The organism is Rhizobium sp. Leaf371, assembly GCF_001424045.1.
In the GTDB taxonomy this organism is placed as follows: domain Bacteria; phylum Pseudomonadota; class Alphaproteobacteria; order Rhizobiales; family Rhizobiaceae; genus Ferranicluibacter.
Genome location: NZ_LMQB01000012.1, coordinates 343,155 through 369,849, shown reverse-complemented (window position 1 = coordinate 369,849; position 26,695 = coordinate 343,155). Strand labels below are relative to the sequence as shown.

General features: G+C 62.4%; 24 protein-coding genes. 7 read left to right on the top strand and 17 right to left on the bottom strand.

Going from position 1 to position 26,695, the window contains the following annotated elements; translation table 11 throughout:
* Nucleotides 1–57: 57 nt before the first annotated feature.
* Entirely contained in the window at nt 58–1,566 is a 1,509-nt protein-coding gene (locus ASG39_RS09710) for an O-antigen ligase family protein (RefSeq protein WP_062594772.1), read from the bottom strand.
* Between the two features lie 46 nt (nt 1,567–1,612).
* On the bottom strand, nt 1,613–2,398 hold the full coding sequence (locus tag ASG39_RS23265; protein ID WP_082477105.1) for a metallophosphoesterase: 786 nt from the start codon (nt 2,396–2,398) through the stop codon (nt 1,613–1,615).
* Between the two features lie 329 nt (nt 2,399–2,727).
* Between ASG39_RS23265 and ASG39_RS09695 the strand changes: the two genes are divergently transcribed.
* The 3 genes from ASG39_RS09695 to ASG39_RS09685 all read left to right on the top strand — a co-directional run bounded on the left by ASG39_RS09695 (nt 2,728) and on the right by ASG39_RS09685 (nt 5,666).
* Complete coding sequence (locus ASG39_RS09695) at nt 2,728–3,909, top strand: polysaccharide biosynthesis/export family protein (RefSeq protein ID WP_244481199.1); 1,182 nt, start codon at nt 2,728–2,730, stop codon at nt 3,907–3,909.
* Between the two features lie 362 nt (nt 3,910–4,271).
* A complete protein-coding gene (locus ASG39_RS09690; protein ID WP_062594768.1) occupies nt 4,272–4,859 on the top strand; it encodes a hypothetical protein in 588 nt (195 codons plus the stop codon).
* A gap of 177 nt (nt 4,860–5,036) precedes the next feature.
* Entirely contained in the window at nt 5,037–5,666 is a 630-nt protein-coding gene (locus ASG39_RS09685) for a hypothetical protein (RefSeq protein ID WP_156468093.1), read from the top strand.
* A 237-nt stretch (nt 5,667–5,903) separates the two neighbouring features.
* Here the strand turns inward: ASG39_RS09685 and ASG39_RS09680 are convergent, their stop codons facing one another.
* Nucleotides 5,904–6,605: a sugar transferase gene (locus ASG39_RS09680; protein WP_082477104.1), complete on the bottom strand. Its 702-nt coding sequence runs from the start codon at nt 6,603–6,605 to the stop codon at nt 5,904–5,906.
* A gap of 367 nt (nt 6,606–6,972) precedes the next feature.
* Here ASG39_RS09680 and ASG39_RS23805 point away from each other — a divergent pair, with 367 nt between their 5' ends.
* The gene (locus ASG39_RS23805) at nt 6,973–7,155 is read left to right on the top strand and encodes a hypothetical protein (protein WP_156468092.1); all 183 of its coding nucleotides are present in this window, start codon (nt 6,973–6,975) and stop codon (nt 7,153–7,155) included.
* Nucleotides 7,156–7,256: 101 nt separating this feature from the next.
* Here ASG39_RS23805 and ASG39_RS09675 read toward each other — a convergent pair whose 3' ends face one another.
* From ASG39_RS09675 to rpoZ, 12 genes are all read right to left on the bottom strand, one after another.
* Entirely contained in the window at nt 7,257–8,420 is a 1,164-nt protein-coding gene (locus tag ASG39_RS09675; RefSeq protein WP_062594766.1) for a nucleotide sugar dehydrogenase, read from the bottom strand.
* Between the two features lie 125 nt (nt 8,421–8,545).
* Nucleotides 8,546–9,541 (bottom strand): UDP-glucose 4-epimerase GalE, encoded by a 996-nt coding sequence (galE, locus tag ASG39_RS09670; protein ID WP_062594765.1) that lies wholly within the window; start codon nt 9,539–9,541, stop codon nt 8,546–8,548.
* 106 nt (nt 9,542–9,647) lie between these two features.
* Nucleotides 9,648–11,966, bottom strand: a complete 2,319-nt coding sequence (locus ASG39_RS09665) for a Tex family protein (RefSeq protein WP_062594764.1) — start codon at nt 11,964–11,966, stop codon at nt 9,648–9,650.
* Between the two features lie 114 nt (nt 11,967–12,080).
* Nucleotides 12,081–13,082: a glutathione S-transferase family protein gene (locus ASG39_RS09660; protein WP_062594763.1), complete on the bottom strand. Its 1,002-nt coding sequence runs from the start codon at nt 13,080–13,082 to the stop codon at nt 12,081–12,083.
* Between the two features lie 117 nt (nt 13,083–13,199).
* Entirely contained in the window at nt 13,200–14,177 is a 978-nt protein-coding gene (era, locus tag ASG39_RS09655) for a GTPase Era (RefSeq protein WP_062594953.1), read from the bottom strand.
* A 131-nt stretch (nt 14,178–14,308) separates the two neighbouring features.
* The gene (gene rnc / locus ASG39_RS09650) at nt 14,309–15,019 is read right to left on the bottom strand and encodes a ribonuclease III (RefSeq protein WP_062594762.1); all 711 of its coding nucleotides are present in this window, start codon (nt 15,017–15,019) and stop codon (nt 14,309–14,311) included.
* Nucleotides 15,019–15,762, bottom strand: a complete 744-nt coding sequence (lepB, locus tag ASG39_RS09645; RefSeq protein ID WP_062594761.1) for a signal peptidase I — start codon at nt 15,760–15,762, stop codon at nt 15,019–15,021. The genes rnc and lepB overlap by 1 nt, the downstream gene beginning before the upstream one ends.
* Before the next feature lie 166 nt (nt 15,763–15,928).
* Nucleotides 15,929–16,348 carry a holo-ACP synthase gene (gene acpS / locus ASG39_RS09640; protein ID WP_062594760.1) on the bottom strand — a complete coding sequence of 140 codons (420 nt, stop codon included), beginning with the start codon at nt 16,346–16,348 and terminating at the stop codon, nt 15,929–15,931.
* A gap of 30 nt (nt 16,349–16,378) precedes the next feature.
* Nucleotides 16,379–16,939, bottom strand: coding sequence for a DUF2062 domain-containing protein (locus ASG39_RS09635; protein WP_062594952.1), 561 nt, complete (start codon nt 16,937–16,939; stop codon nt 16,379–16,381).
* 535 nt (nt 16,940–17,474) lie between these two features.
* Nucleotides 17,475–17,627: a DUF3563 domain-containing protein gene (locus ASG39_RS23260; RefSeq protein WP_082477103.1), complete on the bottom strand. Its 153-nt coding sequence runs from the start codon at nt 17,625–17,627 to the stop codon at nt 17,475–17,477.
* 140 nt (nt 17,628–17,767) lie between these two features.
* Entirely contained in the window at nt 17,768–19,993 is a 2,226-nt protein-coding gene (locus ASG39_RS09630; RefSeq protein WP_062594759.1) for a bifunctional (p)ppGpp synthetase/guanosine-3',5'-bis(diphosphate) 3'-pyrophosphohydrolase, read from the bottom strand.
* A gap of 266 nt (nt 19,994–20,259) precedes the next feature.
* A complete protein-coding gene (gene rpoZ / locus ASG39_RS09625; protein WP_062594758.1) occupies nt 20,260–20,664 on the bottom strand; it encodes a DNA-directed RNA polymerase subunit omega in 405 nt (134 codons plus the stop codon).
* 500 nt (nt 20,665–21,164) lie between these two features.
* Between rpoZ and ASG39_RS09620 the strand changes: the two genes are divergently transcribed.
* Complete coding sequence (locus ASG39_RS09620; RefSeq protein ID WP_062594757.1) at nt 21,165–21,743, top strand: NYN domain-containing protein; 579 nt, start codon at nt 21,165–21,167, stop codon at nt 21,741–21,743.
* Nucleotides 21,744–21,845: 102 nt separating this feature from the next.
* Here ASG39_RS09620 and smpB read toward each other — a convergent pair whose 3' ends face one another.
* Nucleotides 21,846–22,322, bottom strand: a complete 477-nt coding sequence (smpB, locus tag ASG39_RS09615) for an SsrA-binding protein SmpB (RefSeq protein ID WP_062469127.1) — start codon at nt 22,320–22,322, stop codon at nt 21,846–21,848.
* Nucleotides 22,322–23,206, bottom strand: a complete 885-nt coding sequence (dapA, locus tag ASG39_RS09610) for a 4-hydroxy-tetrahydrodipicolinate synthase (RefSeq protein ID WP_062594756.1) — start codon at nt 23,204–23,206, stop codon at nt 22,322–22,324. The genes smpB and dapA overlap by 1 nt, the downstream gene beginning before the upstream one ends.
* A gap of 311 nt (nt 23,207–23,517) precedes the next feature.
* Here dapA and ASG39_RS09605 point away from each other — a divergent pair, with 311 nt between their 5' ends.
* Both ASG39_RS09605 and ASG39_RS09600 read left to right on the top strand, forming a co-directional pair.
* The gene (locus ASG39_RS09605; RefSeq protein WP_062594755.1) at nt 23,518–25,650 is read left to right on the top strand and encodes a lytic transglycosylase domain-containing protein; all 2,133 of its coding nucleotides are present in this window, start codon (nt 23,518–23,520) and stop codon (nt 25,648–25,650) included.
* Nucleotides 25,651–25,793: 143 nt separating this feature from the next.
* Nucleotides 25,794–26,687 (top strand): alpha/beta hydrolase, encoded by an 894-nt coding sequence (locus ASG39_RS09600; protein ID WP_062594754.1) that lies wholly within the window; start codon nt 25,794–25,796, stop codon nt 26,685–26,687.
* Nucleotides 26,688–26,695: the final 8 nt, after the last annotated feature.

Genomic DNA, 26,695 nt, shown 5'->3' with positions numbered 1-26,695 from the left:
GGCGCTGAAACGTCCTCCGCGTCACGGGTTGACGGAAACGTTCAGCCGCCGGCGCGCTCAGGCGCCTCTCAGCCCTTCATTTTCCAGGATGCCATTGTCTGATGGCAAGCGCAGTGGGTTCTCGCTCGCGCTCGTTTGCACCGGCCCGTTCTTCTTCAGGCAAATCGTCGTGACGGGACCCAAGACGGCAGCAAAGAACGTTGCGAAGCCAGGGATCTGGAGCGAAAAATCGAAGGCGGCATGAGTTGCAACGAGCAGGGTTGCACAGAACCCGGCCGCGACGAGATAGGAGCGGCTTTTCCTCCCCGCAAAGCCTTTCCAGAATATTCGCCCGATCACCCCTGCCGACGCGATCAGCGCGATCGGAAAGAAGATCCCGAGCGCAAGCAGACCTTCAAGATAGAAGTTATGGGCCTTGTCCCAGATCCCGTGAACGCCGCAGGCAGGTTCACGGTAGGCGGGGTAGACTTCCTGAAAACTCGTCAAGCCGGCGCCTTTCGGCCAATGATCCGCCGTCGCCGACCAGATGGCATGGATGGCACAAAAGCGTGGATCGACGGCGCCGCTTTCCTCAAAACGCTGCTGCACCCGGCTGCTGAGCACCGAGAACACCAGAAGCGGGATCCAGACGAGAACGGCAGCAATGCCAATTCTCCGGGCGGTCCTCTTCCACCCGGCCCGGCGTCGGCGCCTCGGGGGGCGATAGCGAGGGCCGAAGGTGAGCAGCAGGATCAAGCAGACGAGCGAGACGAAGGTTATGACGGTCGCTGCGCGGGAATTCGTCAGGAACTCGGCGGCCAGCGCAACGAGAAAGAGACCACCAAACGCGCCCGCCGCGGCAACTTCCTTCGGCTGTTCCAGCCGACCGCCGACATTGAGGAGACTCAACAGCCTGTATCGGTCAATCTTGGTTGCCGCATGCACGGCCAGCGCGAGCAGCATGATCGAGGCGACACCGAAGAACGTCCCCGCCGTGTTGCGGTTGACGAAGGGGCCCGTCAGACTGTCGCGATAGAAGAGCTTCGGCTGCAAGAGAAGGACGTCGGGCGTCATCGCAAACTGGAGCACGCCGATGATCGCCACGACGCCGCCGAGGGTCGCGACGACCTTGAAGGCGCGCACGGCCCTTTCCTCCCGATCGAACAGAACGAGAGAGGCCATGAACACGGAAATCGGCAAGGCCGCCTTGAGCAGGCCGAGCATGGTGTCTCCCGACGAGACGGAACCCGAGGCTTGCGTCTCCGGCGCCAGGGTTCGGACAGGCTGCCAAAGCCCTTGCTCCACCGGGCTTGCTGGCCAGGGCAAGGTCTGCACCCAGGACCAGACCGACAGCGCAAGCAGCAGGCCGAGCGCGAACCAGAAGGGTTTGCGCCCGGTCGATGGTTCGCCCTGTGTCAGAAAGGCGAGAATGAGGACCACGCAGGCCAGAGCACTGGCAAGGCTGAGGGAAAGCGCGGCATTCGCACCGTAGGACATCACCGCAAACACGAGGACGCACCAATAGCCGAGCGTAACCGCCTGTCGTGAAAAGCGCAGCAGGCCGTTATCCGCCCGAGCCGGCTCCAAGCCATTCCGTCTCGCCGACGGCCGTCGATCCATTCTTCGCTGCACGTCAGAGCACCTCGCAGACATCGTTGAAAATCCGCACCGCACTCAACCTTCCCGTCATGTAGGCGCCGGTGTCGATTCCGATGCGCTTGTTACCAAACACCGGTTCCATCGTCATCGTGTGGCCATGCACCACGGTCAGCGGGCTTCCCGACCCTTCCGACAGAAAGGGTTCGCGTATCCACATCAGATCGTGATCCGTCTGCTGCTGGATCGGCAATCCCGGCTTGATCCCGGCATGGACGAACAGGAATTTGCCGACTTTGAGGGAAATGTAGAGTTTATCGAGAAACGCCAGATGTTGTTCAGGAATGCGCTCCTTCATGATTGCGCGCAGTCCGGCCATGTCCTTCCTTCGGCCGAGGTAGCGCCCGATATCGATGGAGTAGGATTTCAGCGTTTCCTCTCCCCCCATCTCTAGCCAATTAAGATGTCTTGCGGGATTGCGAAAAAATCTCAAGAACATGTCGTCATGATTTCCACAGAGCGGCAGCCGTCGGAATTCGTTCGGCGGCGCTTGGCAAAGATGATCGAGTACCGCCGCAGACTGCGGGCCGCGATCAACGTAATCTCCAAGGTAGATAATAATCCCAAACCGTTGCCGAACCCGAACATCCTCGCGAATTTGAGCTTCGATCGCGTGCAACTCTCTGAGACAACCATGCACGTCGCCCACTGCATAAAGAGAATATCGCTTTTCGATCCCATCCAGGTTCAGACGTCCCCTTTTCTGCCGTGAAAGCGCCGGGTTCGATTTGCGAAAACCGAATGTATGTAATAAAGACTTCATCGAAAGTGTATTCTCTCTGCGGACTCGTGAGACCTAAGGTAAGTTTATTCTAAAGGGCTCTGGCGATGTGGATTCTTAAAGCCCACAAATCAAACGTAATCGGGGCAATGTTTTGAGATATGTCATCATCTGGTAATAGGAATCCCGTGAAGGCCGTCCTTATCCCTATACTTGTTGCAGCTCGGCAACACTTGCGACGGTATTTCACTTCTCCACATCCATCCTTGCTGTGTGTAATAGCTTATTAATGCACAATTCGTAATGGTCTGTTATGGTCCGTCTATCTACGGAGAATGAAATTGCCCTATCGAAACACGTATATTTTATCAATGATGGCATCTGTAGCGTTGACGGGGTGCACGTCCACGCCCAGCTCCGGACCTTCCGAACGGGATATCACCTCGCAGGCCGCCATTCGGGTCAGTGCGGCGCCCAAGCAGGGGCACAAGCGCGTCGCCAATGTCGACTACGCGCTGGTCGACATCACAACCGCGGTCATCGCCAATGTTGCGACGGCGGTCAATTCGTCGCTTCAGGGAAGCTTCGGCGGAGGCAGGGGCGGTGCACCGTCGCTGCCGCTCGGTGTGGGCGACGTCGTGCGCGTTTCGATTTTTGAATCCCAGGCCGGCGGATTGTTCATTCCGGCGGATGCCGGTGCGCGTTCCGGGAACTTCGTGAACCTGCCGGACCAGACGATCGACCGGAACGGCACGATCAGCGTTCCCTATGCGGGACGCGTCCAGGCTGCCGGTCGCTCGGTCGATGCCGTGCAGGCCGATCTGGAGAATGCGCTCGCCAACCGCGCGATCGAGCCTCAGGTCGTCATCACGAAGGTCACCAGCATTTCGGCACAGGCCGCCGTCCTCGGCGACGTCAAGGATCCTGCGAAGATCGAGCTGACGGAAGCCGGCGACCGCATCCTCGACGTCCTCTCCCGCGCAGGCGGCTTGAGCACGCCGGGTGAAGAAACCTATGTGACGCTGCAGCGCCGCGGTCGTACCGCCACCATTCTTTACAACCACCTGATCAACACGCCGAGCGAGAACATTTTCATCGCGCCCGGCGATACCGTCATCGTCGACCGCGAGCGGCGGACCTTCCTGGCATTCGGCGCGTCCGGCGAAAACGGTCGCTTCGACTTCGAGGAATCGAACCTCACCATGGGTGAAGCCCTCGGCAAGGCCGGCGGTCTCCTGGACGGCCGCGCGAACCCGGGCCAGGTTCTCCTCTACCGCGTCGTCGGCAAGGAGTTCCTGAGAAGTCTCGGCGCCGATGTCTCGCGCTATCCGAGCGATAAGGTTCCCGTCATCTTCCGGGCCAATCTGCGTGATCCCTCGTCCTTCTTCCTCATCCAGAAGTTCCCGATGCAGGACAAGGATATCCTGTACGTCACGAACGCGGACTCGGTCGAGGTCATCAAGTTCCTCGACATCCTGAATTCTGTGACGTCGACGGCTTCAGGTGTTAGCTCCGATGTCGTCAATACGCGCGATGCAGGAAAGGCGCTCTAATCGGTTAAAACGGGAGCCGGCTTAACGATGTTGAATGCTTTCTAAAAAGTTAACAACAAACAGTTGCATCAGCTGGCGTTCCGTGAGATCAAAAAGACAACGTTTCTTGTGAGGAGCTTGCTATGGCCGCTTATATTTCGACTTACAAAAGCAGGTACTTTCTTTCGGTCGCTGTGATCGCAAGCCTCTCAGCCGGCAGCGCTTTTGCGCAGGATGCTGCAGCAGGCGCGACAGCGCCGCCGGTACCTGCACCGGCCGTCACGTCTTCGCAACCGAGTGTTGCACCAACGGGTTCAGACGCAGCTCCGGTCGTGCCTGTGGCACAGCCGGCTGCACCTGCGGCACCGACGGCGACACCTCCCGTGACCGTGGCGGCGACGACACCGGAAGCACCGGAGACCGTTTCCTGCCTCCTGCCTCCGGCCAAGTTGACGGACGAGAAGGTTTCGGAGTTCACCGACGACCCGTCAGCGCTTCTGCAGGGCACCGAATCCGGCGGCATGGTCCTGTCCAGTCGCGTCAACGGTCTTGTGGGATCCAGCTCGACAACGCTCGACAAAGTCGTGGCTCTGTCGGCAGCGGCAAATAAGGCACAGGTTCTGGCCATCGGCCAGGGACTGGCCCGCGCTGCGACCATCTGCGCCAAAGCAAGCCCGCCTTATGCAGCCATGATCCAGGCGAAGGTTGCCGAGATGAACAGCGAAGCGCTCAGCCTTGCCTTCGTCGCGGGTCTCTCCGAAGTTCAGACGGCTTCGGTGAGCAATGGTGCCGGCGGCGCTTCGAGCGGCGCTTCGGGTATCGGCGGCAATGGCGCGGCTGGCGGTGGCGCCGGCGCATCCGGTGACGACTCCATCCCGACGACCTCGGGATCATTCGACGGCAACGGTCAGGGCTCGCCCTTCAGCTCTTCCTCGAGCAGGACGACCCGGCTTCTGACAAGCCCGAACTGATTTCTCAAGAGTCTTGAAATATGAGAACGCCGGACGTTTTTTCAAACGTGCGGCGTTTTTTATTTTGAACAAGCATTTTTAAGCAGGGCGTTTTCAATAGCCCTTTTGCAAAACGGGTATTCAGGCATGACGACGAGGACGCCGAGGGCAAGAATGGGCTTTCCGCTCAGGATGCTCTTGTTTGTCCCCGTGCCATTGCTGTTTCTGGCTGGCTCCATTGCGCAATTGCAGACCACGGTTCGCTCCTACGACCTGCTCTACGCCGCGCAACTCATCGAGGACGGCAAGCCGGTGAGCGCCGACTATATCGAGACCTTGCTGGACAAGATGGACGCTGTGGACATCCCCTGTCGCTATGACGTCGTCACGGCCGTGATGACGACGCGGTTCTACACGCTGGACCGGCTGAACACCGCATCGACAGACCCCGCCAAATGGCAGAAGGCGCTTGTCCAGGCCGGCGCGTTTGCGACGCGTGGGTTGACCTGTTTTCCCACAGACGGCGGCCTGTGGCTTCGTCTGGCGATCGTCCGTTGGGCCAGTGATGCCTCCACGGCCGATATTGCCACGGCGATGATGCGGTCGCAGCAGCTCTCGCCGGTGGAAACCACGACGCTGATCGGCCGCATCGATATGTGGAACAGGATGTCGCGCGTTGCGATCAAGGCGGCCGAGCCGGCGGCAAGAGCCGACATCGTCGCCTACGACGCCTATTTCAAAGCCATGAAGCCCAAGGTCCTGCTCTCGCCCAGTCCCGCCCTGCAGGAGCTGATCGCCTCGACCGGGATCGACCTTCCGAAGAACTGAGACGCGGAACGCTCCCCGCCACGCCAAGCGGGGCGTGCGCTTGCGGTTTCACGCGAGGTCCGCGGAGAGGGTGCACCACGACCGTCGCCTCCCCTTCCTGCGCCTCCCCTTCCTGCGCCAGTGACGCAGACGTCTCGGCCCCTCGACTCCGAAAACAGAAAAACCGCAGCCGATCCTTCGATCGCTGCGGTTCGTCAAATTCGGATCGACCGGATGAGGTCGATGAGTGGGGGTCGATCAGAAGCCCGTGCCGCCGCGCAGTTCGGACCATGCCGTCTTCACAATGATGTTCACATCCATCCAGAAGGTGAAGTTGTGAACATAATAGATGTCGCAGGCGATGCGCGCACGGGCCTTGACCGGGTCCGTTGTCGGGCCGCGGAGGCCGCGAACCTGTGCGAGGCCGGTCAGGCCGGGCTTGACCATGTGGCGGTTATGGTAGTGCGGCACCAGATCCTCATAGAGACGATCCGCAGCCAGCATGCCGATGGCGTGGCAACGCGGGCCAACCAGAGACATCTGGCCGAGAAGAACGTTCAGGAGCTGCGGCAGCTCATCGATGCTCGTCTTGCGCAGAATGGCGCCGAGGCGCGTGATCCGGGGGTCGTTCTTGGTGGTCTGTGCGACGCCGGTGGTGTCGCAGAGGTCCGTCCGCATGCTCCGGAACTTGTAGATCCGGATCCGCTTGCCGTTCACGCCCCAGCGAACCTGGGAGAAGATCGGCGAACCCGGGCTTTCCAGCCGGATCGCAATGCACACAAGCAGGAAGAGCGGGAGCAGGAGCGTCAGCGCCGTCAAGGATACCGCGATGTCCAGCGCCCGCTTGGCAGCGAAGTGCGCTGCCTTACCGCTCTGCACGTCCGCGACCGAGCCCTTGTTCAGGGCAGCGCGGGAAATCGTTGCTGCATCGGCATAGGTCATCGTACCATAGTCCTTCATGCAGGCCTCCAAAATGTTGCCATCTCATGTTGCATCGCAATATGCCTCATAATCAACCATCTGTCATCGCCAATTAGACATTCTATTAACTACGGGCAGCTGCCATGCGTCTGGCGCATAGCTCGGTCCTGGCTTTCCAGGTTTTCCGGCGATGTGCGCCCACTCAATCGATCAAAAACATGGTGACCGTGAGGACGATATGCGGCGAATGCATGGAAAGACGCGTTTGAGGCGTGAGATGCGTAAAATCTTCTCGTTTTGCTTCAGGCAGATTTCACCAAGCCCTTGAGAAGATTGACGGACAGTTGGCGGATTAACGGCTCCGTAGGGTCGAAACCGTAGCCTCGGCTCAACACAGGAGGCACATATGTCCTTGCGATTTAAGAGCTTGTCCGCCGCATTCGGTATTTCGATCGCCCTCTGGGCCGTCCTCATTCAGGGTGGACTCGCCCTCTACCAGACCGCAACAGCGGGAAGCCTGAGCGAAACGGCCATGATGGATTCGACGGCGAAATGGCCGGACGGACCGTCGGATGCGGCCCGATTCTGACCGCATTCGAAGGCCTGCCGAGAGGGCCGGCGCCTGGTCGGCCCCGCTCGGCTTGAGATCGACGCCGACGGTCGAAACCGTCGGCCATCGGCCATCAGTCGTTAGTCCGCCCCGAAGAGATCGCGCGTGTAGACCTTCTCCGCGACATCGGCGAGATCGGCCGTGTTGCGGTTGGCGACGATCACGTCGCAGGTCGACTTGAAGACCGAGAGGTCCGAGATCAGAGGCGACTTGAAGAACTCCGTGCCCGGCAGGGAGGGCTCATAGACGACGACCTCGATGCCCTTGGCCTTCAGGCGCTTCATGATGCCCTGAATGGACGAATCGCGAAAATTGTCGGATCCCGTCTTCATCACGAGGCGATAGATGCCGACCCGCTTGGGATCGCGCCGCAGGATGCTGTCGGCAATGAAGTCCTTGCGGACCGTGTTGGCCGTGACGATGGCACCGATCAGCGATTGCGGAACGGCATCGTAGTTCGCCAGAAGCTGCTTGGTGTCCTTGGGCAGGCAGTAGCCGCCATAGCCGAAGGACGGATTATTGTAGTGCGTTCCGATGCGCGGATCGAGCCCGACGCCGTCGATGATCTGGCGGGCATCCAGGCCGTGCATCTCGGAATAGGTGTCCAGCTCGTTGAAATAGGCAACGCGCATGGCGAGGTAGGTGTTGGAAAACAGCTTGATCGCCTCTGCCTCGCTGGAATCGGTCAGAAGGATCTTCACATCCTTCTTGATCGCGCCCTGCAGGAGCAGCTCGGCAAAGATCCGGGCGCGTTCCGACCGCTCGCCGACCACGATGCGCGACGGGTGGAGATTGTCGTAGAGCGCCTTGCCTTCGCGCAGGAACTCCGGCGAGAAGATGACGCTCTCGCGTCCGAGCGATTCCTGCAGCCGCTTCGTGTATCCGACCGGGATCGTCGACTTGATGACGATGACGGCATCCGGATTGACCGACAGCACATCCGCAATCGCAGCTTCGACCGAGCGCGTGTCGAAGTGATTGGTCGACGTGTCGTAGTTGGTCGGGGTTGCGACCACGACGTAATCGGCGCCGGCATAGGCGTCCGTCTTGTCGCCCGTCGCCCGGAAATTCAGTCCGCGACCCAGATAGTCCGAGACTTCCGCATCAACGATCGGAGACTTCCCGGCATTCAAAAGATTGACCTTGTCGATATTGGTATCGTAGGCAACGACCTCATTGTGCTGCGCCAGCAGCATGGCGTTGGAAATCCCGACGTAGCCGAGACCGGCGACCGCTATTTTCATTGTGAAACCTTCTCTACACAGGAGGAACGAGAGCTCGCCCGACACATTCGCCGTGTCGTAAAGTATCCGGCAGCCAAAATGCTGCAGCGCAGCAAGCCCTAACGCGAAGACGGCCGTTCAACAAGTCACTCGGTCGCGTTTCTGCGCGAGAGACGATCCTCCCAGTTGAGCGCATCCCGAACGATCACGTCGAGATCGTCATATTGCGGCGTCCAGCCGAGTTCCTGCATTGCGAGCGCCGGATTGGCGACGATCATGGCGGGGTCCCCTGCCCGCCGGCCGGCAAATTCGACCGAAAAGTCGGAGCCGTGAACACGTTTGACCGTGTCGAGCACCTCCAGAACGGAGAATCCGTGCCCATAGCCGCAATTGGCAACAAGCGATCCGCCGCCTGCGCGCATCCGCTGCAGCGCTTTCAAATGCGCCTGGACGAGATCCCACACATGGATGTAATCACGCACGCAGGTGCCGTCGGGCGTCGGATAGTCCGTTCCGAAGACGTTCATGGAGGCGCGCTTGCCGAGCGCCACGGCGCAGGCGATCTTGATCAGATGCGTCGATGTCTTGGAGGATTGACCCGACCGGCCTTTCGGATCGGCACCGGCGACGTTGAAATAGCGCAGCACGGTATAGGTGAGATCATGGGCCGCGGCGGCATCGCGCAGCATGATCTCCGTCATCAGCTTGGACGAGCCATAGGGCGATTCCGGGCGCAGCGGCATCGTTTCGGTCACGGGCTCCAGCACATCCGGCGTGCCGTAGACGGCCGCGGTCGAGGAAAAGACGAAGTGCGGAATGCCGGCCTTCACGACGCTCTCGATCAGGGCACGCGACTTGACGGTGTTGTTCTCGTAATAGCCGAGCGGGTCGCTGACGCTGTCGGGCACGACGATCGAGCCGGCGAAGTGGATCACGGCATCGACGGCGTTTTCAGAGAAAATTCGCGCCAGCAGCGCAGCGTCGGCGATGTCGCCTTCATAAAAGCGCGCTTCGGGCGAGATCGCCCAGCGAAACCCCGTCGAAAGCCGGTCGATGACGACCACCTCCTCGCCCGCTTCCTGCAGAGCCCAGACCATATGGCTGCCGATGTAGCCGCCACCACCCGTTACAAGTACCGCCATGCCATGCCTCTCCGTTGATCTTTGCCGCAGGTATGCAGCGCGCGCCGCCTGCTGACAAGACATCCCGCGAAGGATGACCCGTCCGGCGAACGGCGGATCGCCTTGCCTATTTGCGTTTCGTGGCGCGCAGCAGCGCCTCGCCCAGTGCGCCGGTGGCCGGAGCCTGCAGCTTCTCCTGCTTCATCGGGCGGTGGTCCGCCCGCGGCGCCGGAGAGGACGCCGGCCGGCCGCTCGCCTCGCCGCCATCCTTGCGCATGGTGAGCCCGATGCGCTTGCGCAGCACGTCCACCTCCGTCACGCGGACCTTCACCACGTCGCCCGCCTTCACCACCTCATGCGGATCCTTGACGAAGCGGTCGGCGAGTTGCGACACGTGGACCAGCCCGTCCTGATGGACGCCGATATCCACGAAAGCGCCGAAGGCCGCGACATTGGTCACCGTGCCCTCCAGCAGCATTCCGGGTTTCAGGTCCTTGATGTCGTCGATGCCGTCGGCAAACGTCGCCGTCTTGAAGCTCGGGCGAGGGTCGCGGCCGGGCTTCTCCAGTTCCGACAGGATGTCGCGGATGGTCGGCAGGCCGAAGCGGTCGTCCACGAAGACCTTGGGGTCGAGCGACTTCAGGAGCTGCGAGTCGCCCATCACCGTGCGGACATCGCGGCCGCAGGCGGAGATGATCTTTTTCGCGATTCCATAGGCTTCCGGATGGACCGAGGACGCGTCGAGCGGCTCCTTGCCACCGGGGATGCGCAGGAAGCCGGCGCATTGCTCGAAGGTGCGCGCGCCGAGGCGCGGCACGGTCTTCAGTTCCGTGCGGGTCTTGAAGGGGCCGATCGCATCGCGGTGCGCGACGATCGCCTCGGCCGTCGAACGGCTGAGGCCGGAGACGCGCGACAGGAGCGGCGCGGATGCCGTGTTCAGATCGACACCGACGGCGTTCACCGCATCTTCCACCACGGCATCCAGCGACCGGCTCAGGCGACCCTGATCGACATCGTGCTGGTACTGCCCGACGCCGATCGACTTCGGCTCGATCTTGACGAGTTCGGCCAGCGGGTCCTGCAGCCGGCGGGCGATGGAGACGGCACCGCGCAGGGAAACGTCGAGCGAGGGAAACTCGTCGGCTGCCGCCTGCGAGGCCGAGTAGATCGAGGCGCCGGCCTCGGACACGATGACCTTGGTGGGCTTTGGCCCGCTCAGCGTCGCCAGCATGTCGGCCACCAGCCGCTCGGTCTCCCGACTGCCGGTGCCGTTGCCGATGGAGATCAGCTCCACCTTGTGGCGGGCGACAAGCCTTGCCATCTCGACTTGCGCGCCGCGCACGTCGTTCTTCGGCGGAAACGGATAGACCGTCGTGGTTTCCAGCAGCTTGCCGGTGCCATCGACCACGGCAACCTTGACGCCCGTGCGGATGCCGGGGTCGAGACCCATCGTCGCGCGGGAGCCGGCGGGGGCCGCCAGCAGCAGGTCTTTCAGGTTGCGCGCGAAGACGTGGATCGCTTCCTCCTCCGCCCGCTCGCGCAGTTCGCGCATCAGGTCGAGCGACAGCGACGTCGAAAGCTTGACGCGCCAGGTCCAGCGGATGACCTCCATCAGCCATTGGTCACCGGGCAGGCTGCCGAGCTGGAGGGCGGCGGCCATGATGCTTTCGACCGGCTTGACGGGAGACGGATCGGCCTCGTCCACGACGATCTCGACCGAGAGAATCTCCTCGTTCCAGCCGCGCAGCATGGCGAGCGCCCGGTGACCGGGGGCCGTTGCCCAGCGTTCGGAATGGTCGAAATAGTCGGAGAATTTCGCGCCCGCCGCTTCCTTGCCGGCCACGACCTTCGCCCGGAGAAAAGCGCCGCTGCGCATATGGCCGCGCAGCCGGCCGAGCAGGTCGGCATTCTCCACGATGCCTTCGGCAACGATGTCGCGCGCGCCTTCGAGCGCCGCCTTCACATCCGGCACATCCGCAGAGAGAAACGAAGCGGCACGGTCTGCGGGCGGGATGCGACGATCGAGCAGAATGGCGTCGGCCAGCGGTCCGAGCCCCTTCTCGCGGGCGATCTCGGCCTTGGTCCGGCGCTTCGGCTTGTAGGGAAGGTAGATATCCTCAAGCTCCGCCTTGGTCGTGACCGCGGCAATCTTGCGTTCGAGCTCGTCGGTCAACTTGTCCTGGCCGCGGATCGATTCGACGATGGAATTTCGGCGGGCCTCCAGCTCGCGCAGATAGACCAGCCGTTCGGCGAGCGTGCGCAGCTGCGTGTCGTCGAGGCCGCCGGTGACTTCCTTGCGGTAGCGGGCGATGAACGGCACGGTCGCGCCGCCATCCAGCAGCTCCACGGCGGAGACGACCTGGGCCTGCGTCGCCTTGATCTCCTGCGCGATCAGCAGTGCAATCGGCGGAGCCGTCCGCGGGGTCGTCTGTGCGGGCTGGGACATGAGGCGCGATCTCCTGTTTGCGAGTCGCGCGGACCATAGAGAGATCGGACGGGAACGCCAAGACGCCGAGAGCCAAGACGCCAAGCCAAGACGGGGGGAGGACGCGCTGAGACTTCAGCCGTGCCCGGCGATCCCTGCGCTCGGCAATCCGTCCCGCCCGTGGGGGCTTGCGAAATCGAGATCGGGCCCGAGAGGGACGACGCCCGTGGGGTTGATGTGGGCGATGGAATAATAGCCGCGCTTGATGTGATCGACCCGCACCGTCTCCGCCACGCCCGGCCACTGGTAGATGTCGCGGAGATAGGCCTGGAGATGCGCATAGTCCGCGATGCGGCGCAGATTGCATTTGAACGCGCCGTGATAGGCGGCGTCGAAGCGCACCAGCGTCACGAAGAGACGAATATCGGCCTCTGTCAGGTGTTGCCCGGCAATGTAGCGATTACGGGCGAGATGCGCGTCGAGCCGATCCAGGGTCGCGAAGACGGAGGTGACGGCGTCCTCATAGGCGGATTGCGTCCGGGCGAAGCCGGCGCGGTAGACGCCGTTGTTGAGCGTGTCGTAGATGGCAGCGTTCCAGCGATCGATCTCGGGCCTGAGATGCGCCGGATAGAGATCGCGTCGGTCGCCGGTGATGCCGTCGAAGGCGCCGTTGAGAATGCGCAGGATATCGGCGGATTCATTGTTGACGATCCGCCCCTCTTTCCGGTCCCAGAGAACGGGTACCGAAACCTTGCCGGTAAAGCGCGCGTCGGACGCGGTATAGAGTTCGTGCTGATGGCGGACCGGGCCGACGCGCGGACCGGCGTCTGCGGGTGGGTCATAGGTCCAGCCGTTTTCGCCGAGTTCCGGCTCGGAAATGGCGACGGGGATGATGTCGGTCAGCCCCTTGATGCTGCGCATCATCAGGGTGCGCGACGCCCAGGGACAGATATAGGCGACGAAGAGCTGGAAGCGGCCGGGCTCGGCCGCGAGCGCCGGCTGGCCGTCCGGTCCGGGGCTGCCGTCGGGCGTGATCCAGGTGCGGAAGCTGGTCGGCTCGCGGTGAAAGGCGCCGCCCTTCATCTCGCTGGCGGCGACGTCGCCCTTTTCCCAAACACCGTTCACAAGCTGCGGCATCGCCGTCTCCCTGTCCCTGATTGCTCACAGCAGGTGGCATGGGCGTTCCGGCGGGGCAAGCGGCGCGGGACTGGACGGAGCGTTCACCGATCGGTGCCGGCGCTCCGCCTTTGCCGATCAGCGGGGGAATTCGAGGCCCATCTCGCGGAAGCGCTCGGGGTCGTCGCCCCAGTTTTCCCGCACCTTCACGAAGAGGAAGAGGTGGACGGGCTGTTCGAGAATCTGGGAGATTTCCTTGCGGGCGGCCATGGATATCGCCTTGATCGCGTCGCCATTCTTGCCGAGGGCGATCTTCTTCTGGCTCTCGCGCTCGACATAGATGACCTGCTCGATCCGCACCGAACCGTCCTTCTTTTCCTCCCAGCCCTCCGTTTCCACATGCGAGGAATAGGGGAGCTCCTGATGCAGGCGCAGAAACAGCTTTTCGCGGGTGATCTCGGCGGCGAGCTGGCGCATCGGCAGGTCGGAAATCTGGTCTTCCGGATAGTACCAGGGACCTTCCGGCAGGGTTGTCGCCAGATAGTCCATGACATCCTCGCAGCCGGATCCGGTCAGCGCCGAGATCATGAAGGTCCGCTCGAAGGACACGACCTCGTTAGCGGCGGCGGCCAGCTGCAGCAACACGTCGCGGGACACCTGGTCGATCTTGTTCAAGACCAGGATCTTCGGCTGGTGGACCTCCTTCAATCCCTCCAGAATCATCTGCGCATCGCCCTTCAGGCCGCGTTCGCTATCGACCAGCAGCATGATGAAATCCGCGTCCTTGGCACCGCCCCATGCCGTGGTGACCATAGCGCGATCGAGGCGGCGGCGCGGCTTGAAGATGCCGGGCGTATCCATGAACACGATCTGCGCGCGATCGTGGATGGCGATGCCGCGCACGATGGCGCGCGTCGTCTGCACCTTGTGGCTGACGATCGACACCTTGGCCCCGACGAGCCGGTTGACCAGCGTCGACTTTCCGGCATTCGTGGCGCCGATCATGGCGACGAAACCGGAATGCGTCGGTCCGCTGTCCTGAGCATCCGTTGCGCCATCGGTGTCGACTGTTGCGTCCTGCGCCGTTTCGGCAGGATCCGTGTGATCTTCGGTCATCATATCCGTCAATTCGTTGAGGGCCGGCATGTCTGTCGGCGTGAGTATGAACCGCAATCGCTTCCGCGACCAGAGGTTTGGAAAAGGTTCGTTCTGCGCGGGATCAGGCGCCTATCGTCGGGTGCCCATGATCACGTGTTGGGAGCGGCCCAGACCCGTTCCCGCTCCAGAATGCGGGTCGCGGCCGTCTGTTCGGCAGCGCGCTTCGAGCGGTCGATGCCGGTTTCGGGCGCAACGCCGGGGATGATCACCGTCACCGTGAAGCGCGGATCGTGATCGGGACCGGAACGATCGTCCACGCGATATTGCGGCGCGACGCCGAATTTCGCATGCGACCATTCCTGCAACTCGGTCTTGGCGTCCCTGCGGGCGCCATCGGCGCGCGTCGCGCGTGCCTTCCAGTGCTTGAGCACGAAGCCCCGCGCGGCTTCCAGCCCGCCATCGAGATAGATCGCGGCGATCAGGGCCTCGACCACATCGGCGCGGATGTTCAGCACATGCTTGCCGGACAGTTTCTGGACGTCGGCCCCGGCGCGGATGAAGCGATGAAGCTCGATCTCGTCGGAGATGGCGGCACAGCTTTCGGCACTGACGAGCTGATTCAGCCGTACCGACAATTCGCCTTCGTTCGCGGTCTTGAAGGTCTGGAACAGAAGCTCCGCGACGCAGAGACCGAGGACCCGATCGCCGAGGAATTCCAGCCGCTCATAATCCGAGCCGCCGGAATTGCGCGCGCTCGAATGCGTCAGCGCGCGGTCGAGCCTGACCTTGTCAATAAAGACGTAGCCGAGCGTTTCCTCCAGGCGTTCGCGCTCCTGCGGCCCGAGATCGCGCGGCTTCATTACTTCAGGACCTTGAACAGTCGGTCGTAGCGCAGGTTTGCCGGCCACTTCCAGATTTCCAGGAAGGACGTGTCGTGACCGAGCGAGAAGAAGATGAGGCTGGCGCGGCCCACGAGATTTTCCGCGGGCACGTAGCCGACGTCGAAGCGGCTGTCGGCGGAATTGTCGCGGTTGTCGCCCATCATGAAGTAGTGACCCTCGGGCACCACGAACTCGCGCGTGTTGTCGCCTCGCGTATCGGGGAACTGGTCCAGCGTGTTGAAGCTGACACCGTTGTCGAGCGTTTCCCGGTAGACCGGCACGTCGGCGCCGGTGTCGTACTGGTCATCGGCCCGGAAGACGCCGGCGGGCGAGCGGGCGACTTCCGTGTCGTTGACGTAGAGAATGGAGTTGCGCACCTGCACCCGGTCGCCGGGCAGGCCGATGACGCGCTTGATGTAGTCGATCTCGGGATTAGGCGGGAAACGGAAGACGGCGATGTCGCCGCGCTTCGGGTCACTGCCGAAAATGCGACCGCTGAACAGGTCGGGCGAGCGCGGCAGCGAGTATTTCGAATAGCCGTAGGCGAACTTGTTGACGAAGATGTAGTCGCCCACGAGCAGCGTCGGCATCATCGAGCCGGAGGGGATGGTGAAGGGCTGGAAGAGCACGGTGCGGATCACCAGGGCCAGAAGCAGGGCCTGGATGATGACCTTCACATTCTCCCAGAGGCCGCTGTCCTTCTTTGCGATTTTTTCTTCCACGCCCGTCCATCCTTGTTTGCCGCTGACCGGCGCCTGTTGTCGTCCGAATGCCGTTGGTCTGCAGGGGTCCGTCAAGCGCGTGCCGCCAAGCTTGCGCCATCTGGCTCAGGCGCCCACGCGAAAGCGCGCAGCGTCATGCGCAGCCGGACCTCGACTGCGCATTCCTCTAGCTGCTAACGTCTTCCGGAGCAACGGGCAGCGCTTCTATTATGACGAAGGCCTGCGCCAGCGGGTCATCATCGGTGATCGTCAGATGGATCACGGCGCGGTGGCCCTGCGGCAGCATGCTGGCCAGGCGCAGCGCGGCCCCGCCGGTCAGCACCATGGTCGGCTTGCCGCCCGGCAGGTTGACGACGCCCATGTCCTTCCAAAGAACCCCCTGCCCGATCCCGGTTCCCAAGGCCTTGGAACAGGCCTCCTTGGCCGCGAAGCGCTTGGCATAAGAGGCCGACCGGTTCTTGCGCCCCTCGGACTTGGCGATCTCCACATCGGTGAAGCAGCGCTGAATGAAACGCTCGCCGAAACGGGTCAGCGAATTGTCGATACGCCGGATGTCGATGAGGTCGCTGCCGAGGCCGATGATCATGGAAACCTGATGAGTTCGATAGGTTGAGGTTTACGCCTGCGACTCTTTCAGTCTGTCGGCGAGACGCGACACGCGCCGAGACTGGAACAGCCGCGCGGCGGCATAGGCGCCGATGTAGAACACCACGGCGCTGCCGACGACCAGCGGCAGGCTGCCGACCAGAAGCGGCTTCAGCACGGGACCCCAGAGTTCCGAAAGCTGCAGATGCGTCAGCTTGTGCAGCATGTCCTCGCCGCCCAGCGGCGCCTGGCCGCCGGCTCCGAGAATGGATGTGCCGATCTCGTAGCTGGTCGCGAGAATGACGGGAATGGTCAGCGGATTGGCGAGCGCGGTCGCGATGCCGGCCGCAATCATATTGCCGGAAAAGAGATAGGCGGCGGCAACCGCGATGAGAATGTGGAGACCGACGAAAGGCGTCGCGGAGGACGCTGCACCCGCGGCAACGCCGACGGCGATGGAGTGCGGCGAGGATGACAGGCGAAGAACGCGCAATGCAAGATACCGCAGCCCGCGCGTAAACCCCTTGCGCGGCCATACGAGCTCGCGGAGCCGGGCCGAAAGAGATGCGGGCTGACGACGTCTGAAAATCATGGTGCCGTGATAGACGACGGCCATGTGGCCGTACAATGGCAATCTGATGCAATCCGGCGCAAAGACCGCGCCACGGCATCATTTCGCGGGTAGGACCGCCCTACCCTCAGACAGGGTTCGGATTTCGATTGCCGGTTCCCACCAACACGTCGTCTCGGCAGTCTCGCTTGACGGTCGCGCGGGAGGTAGGATGCGACGGTCGATCCGGTTCTGCCATGCCCCTCTCAAGGGCCGTGTCTGTCAAAGGCGCATTTCGCGCGGGGTCGAGGACCGAAAGACGGCCCGGGTGGTGCACGGAGAGCACGGAGAGCGCGGCGGCCGTGGGGCGCAGGCCGCGACGACCCCGCCTGCCCGCCGATATCGGCCCGTCATGGGCAGATATGCGACGAACACTTCCGGCCGTGGGCCATCATGGCCCGCTCCGACAGGAGGGTCAAAGTCACTGTTAACGGTTGCGCAGGCCAAAGTCGTTGCGCACACCAGCCCTGCATCAAACGCAGGGCTTTGATTTTCAATCCGCTCGAACGTGGCTCGCTCAGAAGCCGCTGCGGAAGAGGCCGCGGTCGATCTGACGCTGGCGATATTCGAGGTCGATGCGATCGGACGAGCCATTGAGGTAGCTCAGTTCGCGTTCGGCTGCCGACAGAGGGCGCAGGGCGCCGGAGAGCTTCTTGATCTGCTTGAACATTTGGTAAACCTTTCTTCGTTTACCTCCCGAGGCAGAACATAAGGGTCTGAAGACCGTTTCACCAGCGTTGGGTTCGGCGGGCAGCCATGCGGAGCGCGCATATCGCTGCCGCCCGCAGCCTATCCCGCAGGCAGGACAGTCTAGAGGAAAACCCGCTTCACCGTGGAGACGACCGGCAGTTCCTTCAGCTGCGTCAGCATATGGTTCAGCTGACGCAGATCCCAGACCTCGATATCGATCAGCAGTTCGCTGAAATCGGCCGCGATCGGACCCATGGTGATCGCACGGATATTGATGTCGCCGGTTGCCAGGGATTGCGCGATATCGGCGAGCGTTCCTGGCTCGTTCAGCGCGTTGACCTGCACGCGCACCATGAAGCGGGTGTTGTTGGCCTGGTCGAGATCCCAGCGCACATCGATCCAGCGTTCCGACTCGTCATCGAACTGCTGCAGGCTTGGCGACTGGATCGGGTAGATGGTGATCCCCTTGTCCTTCTCCATGATGCCGACGATGCGGTCGCCCGGCACGGCGCCGGATGCGCTGAAATGAACGAAGGCGTTGCCCGACAGACCGCGGATCGGCAGGTCTTCCGGCCCGCCGGCGTCGATGGCCGTCGCACTGTCCTTGGAATGACCCGGGATCTTGAAGGCCATGCCGGCCGCCGAGCGCATGGCGAACCAACCGTCGTCGGTCGAGGGCTTCGGCGTCACCCGCTCGTCCTGATGGTCGGGATGCATGGCGCGCAACACGTCGAGCGAGGACAGCTCGCCGCGTCCGACGGCGGCGATGGCATCCTCGACCTCCTTCTGGCCGAGGCGATGCAGGATCGGCTTCATCGCCTCGCGCGAGAAGGGCTTGCCGGCGCGCTCGAAGGTGCGCTCCAGAATGCGGAAGCCGAGCCCGGAATACTGCTTGCGGATGGCGGCCTTGGTCGCGCGGCGGATGGCGGCGCGGGCCTTGCCGGTGACGACGATTTCCTCCCAGGCGGCCGGCGGAACCTGGATGCCCGACCGGACGATCTCGACCTCGTCGCCATTGGCCAGTCGTGTGACCAGCGGCATGATGCGGCCGTTGATCTTCGCCCCCACACAGGTGTCGCCGATATTGGTGTGGACCGCATAGGCGAAATCGATGGGGGTGGCACCCCGCGGCAGGGCGATCAGCTGCCCTTTGGGCGTGAAACAGAAGACCTGATCCTGGAACAGCTCGAGCTTGGTATGCTCCAGGAACTCCTCCGGATTGTCGCCTTCCGCCAGCGCCTCGATCGTGCGGCGGAGCCAGGAATAGGCATTGGAGGTCGGGGACAGCTTGACGTCGCCCTGGGCCTCGGCCCCGTCCTTGTAGAGCGTATGCGCGGCAATGCCGTATTCCGCGATCTCGTGCATGCGCCGCGTGCGGATCTGCAGTTCGATGCGCTGGCGCGACGGGCCGACGATGGTGGTGTGGATCGACTGGTAGTCGTTCTGCTTCGGCGTCGAAATGTAATCCTTGAACCGGCCGGGAACGACGCGCCAACGGGTGTGGACGATGCCGAGCGCGCGGTAGCAGGCCGGGATGTCCTCGACGATCACCCGGAAGCCCCAGACATCCGAGAGCTGTTCGAAGGAGAGCGACTTCGACTGCATCTTGCGAAAGACGGAATAGGGCTTCTTCTGACGACCCTTGACGCTGATGCCCGTCAGCCCTTTGGCCGCGAGCAGGTCGCCCAGCTCATCCTCGATCTTCTTGATCAGGCCTTCATTGCGCGCGGACAGCTCGTCGAGCCGCTGCGTGACGGTCTCGAAGGCATCGGGATTGATGTGGCGGAAAGACAGGTTCTCCAGCTCTTCGCGCATGTCGTGCATGCCCATGCGTCCGGCGAGCGGCGCGTAGATCTCCATCGTCTCCTCGGAGATCCGGGCGCGCTTTTCCGCCGACATGTGGTCGAGCGTGCGCATATTGTGCAGCCGGTCCGCCAGCTTGACGAGGAGAACGCGCACATCGTCGGAAATGGCGAGCAGGAGCTTGCGCAGGTTTTCCGCCTGCTTGGCCTTGCGGCTGACGAGATCGAGCTTCTTGATCTTGGTCAGGCCCTCGACCAGCGCGCCGATATCCTCGCCGAAGAGATCGTCGATCTCCGCCCGCGTCGCCGTCGTGTCCTCGATGGTGTCGTGCAGCAACGCGACCGCGATCGTCGCCTCGTCGAGGTGCATTTCCGTGAGGATGGCCGCGACTTCCAGCGGATGCGAAATATAGGGATCGCCGCTGGCACGCTTCTGCTGGCCATGTTTCTGCATGGCGTAGACATACGCCTTGTTGAGCAGTGCCTCGTTGACGTCGGGCTTGTATTTCTGAACCCGTTCCACGAGTTCATATTGGCGCATCATGCGTGTGCGGCTCCGCGGGGGCTGTGTATCTGCAGCGTCACTCCTTCAATGGAATTCCATTTAAATCATGACGTGGCGACAACGAAAAGCGCGTCCGGTGGAAACCCGGACGATTCTGACGATATGACACAGTGCTACGGCAGATTTGCCACCATGGAAATCGATGCTCCTGCAAATCATCGCGCTTTCTTGCGGCGACTGCCCGAAAACAAAAAAAGCGCCGGACAACGCCGGCGCTTCTCAAAGATACGATCGAAAGGGGACGATCAGTAGTCGTCGCTCTTTTCCGGGGGAACCAGGCCCTCGATGCCGGCGAGAAGCTCTTCTTCCGTCATGCGGTCGAAGGTCACGGCTTCCGGCTGGTCGTCGTCTTCCGAGGCGTCGGCAAAGTTCGACGCGCTGCCGCCGGTGATGGATGCAGGATCCGCTTCAGGCTCGTCGACCTCGACATGCTTCTGCAGCGAATGGATCAGGTCTTCCTTGAGGTCGCCCGGAGACAGCGTCTCGTCGGCGATCTCGCGCAAGGCGACGACGGGGTTCTTGTCGTTGTCGCGATCGATCGTGATCGCCGCGCCCTGGGAGATCAGGCGTGCACGGTGACTGGCAAGCAGCACGAGTTCAAAACGGTTATCGACCTTGTCGATGCAATCTTCGACCGTAACGCGGGCCATTGCGTATCCTTCGATGGTTTCAAGCGCCGGACGCGGCCAAAAGCGGCCCTGCCTGCGCAGTCATTGACGATGAGAGCGACCAAGCGCTGGCGCAGCTTTCCGGCTCTCGGGAACGGATTGGTTGCCGGATACATCCATTGGCCCGAAAATTCAAGTTTTTCATGATGCGTGACGCGAGAAAGCGACGGTTCGCGCGGTAGTATTGTTTCCCCGGCGTATCATCGAAATTGCAGATACAGACCAACAACTTTAGGTTTGTATGAAAGAAAGACAATTGCCGACATGTTTAAGAGTTCGTTTAACATGTTGATGTGCGCCTGAGAATGGAGACTAGAGAGCCTCGAAAAACTGTGCTCGAACGACATTTGTTCTCTACCGAACTTTTCTCTCGATCGGTCGTGAGATAAGGACAATGATCATGATGCTCCGGCATGCACTTGCTTCGTGTTCGAAAACGGACACGGAGGAAATGCAAATCTCGCCGGTTTGAAGGAATGCCAATGTTCGATCCGCGTGAAAAAATTGCTCTCTTTATCGACGGCGCGAACCTCTACGCGGCGTCGAAAAGTCTCGGCTTCGACATCGATTATCGTAAGCTTTTGAAAGCATTCCAGAAGCGCGGCTATCTTCTGCGGGCCTATTATTACACGGCGCTGATCGAGGACCAGGAGTACTCCTCCATCCGGCCGCTGATCGACTGGCTGGACTACAACGGTTACAAGGTCGTGACCAAGCCTGCCAAGGAATTTACCGATTCGCTCGGCCGGCGAAAAATCAAGGGCAACATGGACATCGAGCTGGCCATCGATGCCATGGAGCAGTCGGAAACGGTCGATCATCTCGTGATCTTTTCGGGCGACGGCGATTTTACGACGCTGGTCGAGGCTCTGCAGCGCAAGGGCCGCAAGGTCTCGGTGGTTTCCACCATGTCGACCCAGCCGCCGATGATCGCCGACGACCTGCGTCGCCAATCCGATCATTTCATCGATCTTCTCAGTCTCAAGGCCGAAATCGGACGCGATCCCTCCGAGCGGTCGTCGCGCAACGTCGAACCCGTCCATCAGGACGATCTTACCTGATTCTGACAGGCGGATCGGCCTGGCCCGCGCGCCGAACGTTGGCTTTCACGTCAGGGCACGGCGCGAGCGGGGCGAAACGGATGATCCCATGCGCGCGGCAGGTCAGCCGTCCTTCAGCAGACGGCTCTTCTGCCGGTTCCAGTCGCGCTCTTTTTCGCTTTCCCGCTTGTCGTGCAGCTTCTTGCCCTTGCCGAGCGCCAGTTCCAGCTTGGCCCGGCCCTGGTCGTTGAAATAGATCTTCAACGGGATCAGGGACATGCCTTCGCGGTTGACCGCGCCCTGCAGCCGGTTGACCTCGCGCTTCGACAGAAGAAGCTTGCGGCGCCGGCGCGGCTCGTGGTTGAAGCGGTTGGCCTGTAGATATTCCGGCAGATAGGAATTGATCAGCCACATCTCGCCGCCCTCGTCCGTCGCGTAGGATTCGGCGATATTGGCCTTCCCCTCGCGCAGCGACTTGACCTCGGTGCCGGTCAGCACGAGGCCCGCCTCATAGGTGTCGAGGATCTCGTAATTGTAGCGCGCCTTGCGGTTTTCGGCGACGATCTTGCGAACGGTGCGCTCGCTGCCTTTCGGGGCCATCAGTTCAACAGCCCTGCATGAACGAGCGCCGATTCGATCGCGCTTTCGGTTGCCGGCTCGAGCGACGACATCAGCGGCGAACGAACGTGACGGCTCATGCCGCGCAGCCGGTTCAGCGCGAACTTCGAGCCGCACACGCCAGGCTCCATGAAGATCGCCTTGTGCAGCGGCATCAACTGGTCCTGATAGTCGAGCGCCTTCGCAAAATCGCCGGCGAGCGTCGCCTCCTGGAACGCAGCACTCAGGCGCGGCGCGACATTGGCGGTGACGGAGATGCAGCCGACGCCGCCATGGGCGTTGAAGCCCAGCGCCGTCGCGTCCTCGCCCGAAAGCTGGACGAAATCCGCACCGCAGGTGATGCGCTGCTCGGACACGCGCTCGATCTTGCCCGTTGCATCCTTGACGCCGACGATCGACGGATAGGCCTTGCGGAGCGCACCCATGGTCTCCGGCGACATATCGATGACCGAGCGGCCGGGAATATTGTAGATCACGATCGGCAGTTTGACCGCTTCGGCGATCGCCGAGAAATGAGCAAAGAGGCCCTTCTGCGTCGGCTTGTTATAATAAGGTGTCACGACGAGGATGCCGTCGGCCCCGGCCTTCTCCGCATGCTGGGCAAGCTCGATGGCCTCGCGCGTGTTGTTCGACCCGGCTCCGGCAATGACGGGCACACGGCGGCCGGCGGCCTCGATGCAGAGTTCGACCACCCGCTTGTGCTCGGCATGCGACAGCGTCGGGGATTCGCCGGTCGTCCCGACGGGAACGACCCCATGGCTGCCCTCGGAAATAACCCACTGGACGTGATTGACGAATGCGTCCTCATCCACGGCTCCCGCCGGCGTGAACGGGGTGACGAGAGCGGGAATGGATCCCTTGAACATGCACGACTCCTGACGGCGCACGGGCATTGGAGACCCATGCTTCGGCCGCATTTCACGGTTAGAAAATCGCCGGCACCTTAATCGTCCCGATCTCCGGCGGCAAGCATTGACTGGCGGCACGGCAGAGACGGAAACGGATGAGACCGCCGGGGGTTCAAGCGCTTTGCGCTGATTTTTCGGGATGCTCGGCGATCACCTTTCGTCGCATGCGCGGCATCGCGGGCAAGCTTAACCTTTCGTTAGCGTCTCGATTGCCAAATGAGGTAGGATTGAAAAGCGGCGTACGGTTGATCAGGGGCGGGAAAGTTTTCATGCGGGGTGCCATTCATCGAACACTGGTCGCCGCGGTCAGCGTGTCCGCGTTCGGCCTCGGAACGTTGAGCGCTCCGGTCGCCTCGAAGGCGGAAGACGCCAGCGTGCCCCTCCCCCTTTCGCGGCCGGCCACGGTCGCGTCGGCGGCAGAAGCGTTTGCGCCCGTCCCCCGCGCGCCTGCCGCCTTCACCGGCATGACCGACGGCGGCATCACCGGCGCCATTCCCCGCAGCACCGTTCCGGCGTCCGTCGAAGCTTTGAAAAGCGGCCTCGACGCATTGACGAACCGTGACCCGGTCCGCGCCATTTCCGTGCGGGACGCCATGGGTGAAGATACGCTCGACCGGCACATCCTCACCTGGGCCATCGCGCAATCGACGCAGAAGGGTATTCCGTCCTACGAGATCGCGCGGGCGCAACAGGAACTGAAGGGCTGGCCGGGCCTCGGCGGTCTGCGCGCCAGCTCGGAACGAGCGCTTTACCGCGAAAACCCGCCCTCCCGCGACGTGCTTGCCGCGTTCGGCACGAGCACGCCGGAGACATCGGAAGGCACGCTGATTCTTGCGCGGGCGCTGGTTGCCAAGGGCGACACGCGACAGGCTGCCGGCCTGATCCACACGCTCTGGGCGACGAAAGCGCTGGAAGCCGCCACCGAAACGAAGATCCTTGCAGAATTTCCAAGCCTGCTGACGACCGCCGACCATAAGCGGCGCATGGAAATGCTGCTCTATCGCGGGCGCTTCGAGCAGGCGACCCGCTTCAGCGATCTGGGCAAGGCGCAGTCGCTCTATCGCGCCTGGATCGCGACATCGAAGAAGGCTGCGAATGCCGACGCCCTGATCGCGGCCGTCGATCCCTCCTGGCGCGGCGATCCGGCCTATCTGTTCGTGCGGATCGAGCAGTTGCGCAAACAGGAAAAATACGACGCGGCGGCAAAGCTTCTGCAGCAGCTGCCCAAGGACCCCGACCGCCTTGTCGATACCGGCGAATGGTGGGTCGAGCAGCGCATCATCAGCCGCGGACTTGCGGATGACGGCGATTTTCGCGGCGCCTACCGGGTTGCGGCCGCGCATGTGGCCACGGATGCCGCAGATGTCGTGGATGCGGAGTTCCATGCCGGCTGGTACGCGCTGCGCGGTCTTCAGGACGGCCAGACGGCTTCCACGCATTTCCAGCGCATTCTGAAAGCCTCCAACCGGCCGATTTCGGTTTCGCGCGCCTATTACTGGCTTGGCCGTGCCGCCGAAAAGGGCGGCCCCGGTCAGGCGAAGACCTATTATGCCAAGGCCGCAGCGCTTTCGGGCACGTTCTACGGGCAGCTTGCCGGCGCGAGGCTCGGCCGCAAGACGCTGAACGTCACCTATCCCAGCCCGACGGCCGATGACCGGACGCAGTTCGAAAGCCGGGAAGCGGTGCGTGCCATCGCCCGGCTGGAGGCTGCAGGCCATGGCTGGCGGGCGGACGGGCTCTATCTGGCGCTTGCCGACAACCTGAACAGTCCCGGCGAACTCGCCATCCTGTCCGCCCGGGCGGAAAAGACGCGCACGCATAGCCTCGCGCTGCAGGTGGGCAAGCTCGCCTTCGGCCGCGGCGTCGATGTCGCGGCGCTGGCCTTCCCGCTGGGCGTCATTCCGGGCACGGCCAATATTTCGGGCTCCGGCAAGGCGCTGGCCTATGCCATCGCGCGTCAGGAAAGTGCGTTCAACCCCGCCGCCGTGTCTCCGGCCAATGCCCGCGGTCTGCTGCAGATCCTGCCGACGACGGCCAAGCTCGTCGCGGGTCGGCATGGCATTCCCTATTCCAAGGAACGGCTGACGACCGATGCGGGATATAATGCGACCCTCGGCGCGCATTATCTCGGCGAACAGATCAATGATTTCGGCGGCTCCTATATCCTCACCTTCATCGCCTACAATGCCGGCCCGCGCCGCGTGCCGGAATGGATCGGGCGCTATGGCGATCCCCGCGGCAAATCGATCGACGAGGTGGTGGACTGGATCGAGCGCATTCCTTTCGCCGAGACGCGCAACTATGTGCAGCGGGTGATGGAAAACTACCAGGTCTATAAGTCGCGGCTCGGCCAGAACGCCGATATCGTCGAGGATCTGAGAATGGGCCGCCAGTCTTCCTGACGCTTGGTCCTCCTGACGCCTTGTCCTGCTGATCCGGCGTCTCCCTCTCGCCTTCCGGCCTCCCCTCGCTATAAACTCCCTTCTTTATAAAGAAGAGCAGAGCGGACAGCGGAGCAACGCCTGCGTTCGCATCAGGAGGGATTATGGACAGAAACGGGATCGTCGAACATTTCATCCGCGTTCGGGACGGACTGACGGTGTTTGCTGCGGAGTATCCGGCCGTGGGACCGCAGACGGGGGGCGACCCACTCCTGCCCGTCATCTGCCTGCCCGGGCTCAGCCGCAATTCACGCGATTTTCACCGCTTCGCGCAGGCAATCTCCACTGACCAGGCAAAGCCGCGGCGGGTCATCGCCATCGATTATCGTGGGCGGGGTCGATCCGATTGGGACTCGGACCCCAGCCGTTACCAGCTGTCCGTCGAGGCCGGCGATGTCCTGGAAATCTGCAACGCACTCGATATCGACGCCGCCATTTTCGTCGGAACCTCGCGCGGCGGATTGATCCTCCATCTCCTGCCGGGCATGGCGCCGGATCTCTCCCGCGGCAATATCCTGAACGACATCGGCCCCGTGATCGAGATCGACGGCCTTTTGGCCATCGCCCGCTATCTGAACAATGAAGGCCGCTATCCTTCATGGCGGGCCGCGGCGACGGCGCTGAAGATGCTGCATGGACCGGCCTTCCCCGCATTGGAGGCCGCGGACTGGGACGAGATGGCGCTGAGCCTTTACCGCCAAGCCGACAGCGTCATCCTGCCGGACTTCGATCCGGCGCTGGTAGCACCGCTGCTCGAACTCTCGGCTGCAACGCCGCTGGCCGATCTCTGGCCGCTCTTCGAGCGCCTGCGGGATCGTCCGCTCATGGTCATCCGTGGCGAGACGTCGACATTGCTGTCCCAAGAGACGGTCGATGCCATGGCCGGGAGACATCCCGCCCTGCAGTCCCTGACCGTTGCCGGTCAGGGCCACGCCCCCCTCCTCCATCTCCCCGGCGTCATCGCGCCGATCAAGGCATTTCTCGCGACGCTCGATTGAACGGCGGC

What these genes read in the sequence shown, in the direction of transcription:
- ASG39_RS23260 (WP_082477103.1), bottom strand. Translation starts at nt 17,627, where the DNA reads ATGTTCAAGCAGATCAAGAAGCTCTCCGGCGCCCTGCGCCCTCTGTCG.
- ASG39_RS09695 (WP_244481199.1), top strand. Translation starts at nt 2,728, where the DNA reads ATGATGGCATCTGTAGCGTTGACGGGGTGCACGTCCACGCCCAGCTCC.
- era (WP_062594953.1), bottom strand. Translation starts at nt 14,177, where the DNA reads ATGACCGAAGATCACACGGATCCTGCCGAAACGGCGCAGGACGCAACA.
- acpS (WP_062594760.1), bottom strand. Translation starts at nt 16,348, where the DNA reads ATGATCATCGGCCTCGGCAGCGACCTCATCGACATCCGGCGTATCGAC.
- ASG39_RS09680 (WP_082477104.1), bottom strand. Translation starts at nt 6,605, where the DNA reads ATGAAGGACTATGGTACGATGACCTATGCCGATGCAGCAACGATTTCC.
- ASG39_RS09620 (WP_062594757.1), top strand. Translation starts at nt 21,165, where the DNA reads ATGTTCGATCCGCGTGAAAAAATTGCTCTCTTTATCGACGGCGCGAAC.
- rnc (WP_062594762.1), bottom strand. Translation starts at nt 15,019, where the DNA reads ATGAAGCCGCGCGATCTCGGGCCGCAGGAGCGCGAACGCCTGGAGGAA.
- ASG39_RS09665 (WP_062594764.1), bottom strand. Translation starts at nt 11,966, where the DNA reads ATGTCCCAGCCCGCACAGACGACCCCGCGGACGGCTCCGCCGATTGCA.
- ASG39_RS09660 (WP_062594763.1), bottom strand. Translation starts at nt 13,082, where the DNA reads ATGCCGCAGCTTGTGAACGGTGTTTGGGAAAAGGGCGACGTCGCCGCC.
- ASG39_RS09635 (WP_062594952.1), bottom strand. Translation starts at nt 16,939, where the DNA reads ATGATTTTCAGACGTCGTCAGCCCGCATCTCTTTCGGCCCGGCTCCGC.
- dapA (WP_062594756.1), bottom strand. Translation starts at nt 23,206, where the DNA reads ATGTTCAAGGGATCCATTCCCGCTCTCGTCACCCCGTTCACGCCGGCG.
- ASG39_RS09605 (WP_062594755.1), top strand. Translation starts at nt 23,518, where the DNA reads ATGCGGGGTGCCATTCATCGAACACTGGTCGCCGCGGTCAGCGTGTCC.
- ASG39_RS09675 (WP_062594766.1), bottom strand. Translation starts at nt 8,420, where the DNA reads ATGAAAATAGCGGTCGCCGGTCTCGGCTACGTCGGGATTTCCAACGCC.
- ASG39_RS09600 (WP_062594754.1), top strand. Translation starts at nt 25,794, where the DNA reads ATGGACAGAAACGGGATCGTCGAACATTTCATCCGCGTTCGGGACGGA.
- ASG39_RS09630 (WP_062594759.1), bottom strand. Translation starts at nt 19,993, where the DNA reads ATGATGCGCCAATATGAACTCGTGGAACGGGTTCAGAAATACAAGCCC.
- smpB (WP_062469127.1), bottom strand. Translation starts at nt 22,322, where the DNA reads ATGGCCCCGAAAGGCAGCGAGCGCACCGTTCGCAAGATCGTCGCCGAA.
- ASG39_RS23805 (WP_156468092.1), top strand. Translation starts at nt 6,973, where the DNA reads ATGTCCTTGCGATTTAAGAGCTTGTCCGCCGCATTCGGTATTTCGATC.
- rpoZ (WP_062594758.1), bottom strand. Translation starts at nt 20,664, where the DNA reads ATGGCCCGCGTTACGGTCGAAGATTGCATCGACAAGGTCGATAACCGT.
- galE (WP_062594765.1), bottom strand. Translation starts at nt 9,541, where the DNA reads ATGGCGGTACTTGTAACGGGTGGTGGCGGCTACATCGGCAGCCATATG.
- ASG39_RS23265 (WP_082477105.1), bottom strand. Translation starts at nt 2,398, where the DNA reads ATGAAGTCTTTATTACATACATTCGGTTTTCGCAAATCGAACCCGGCG.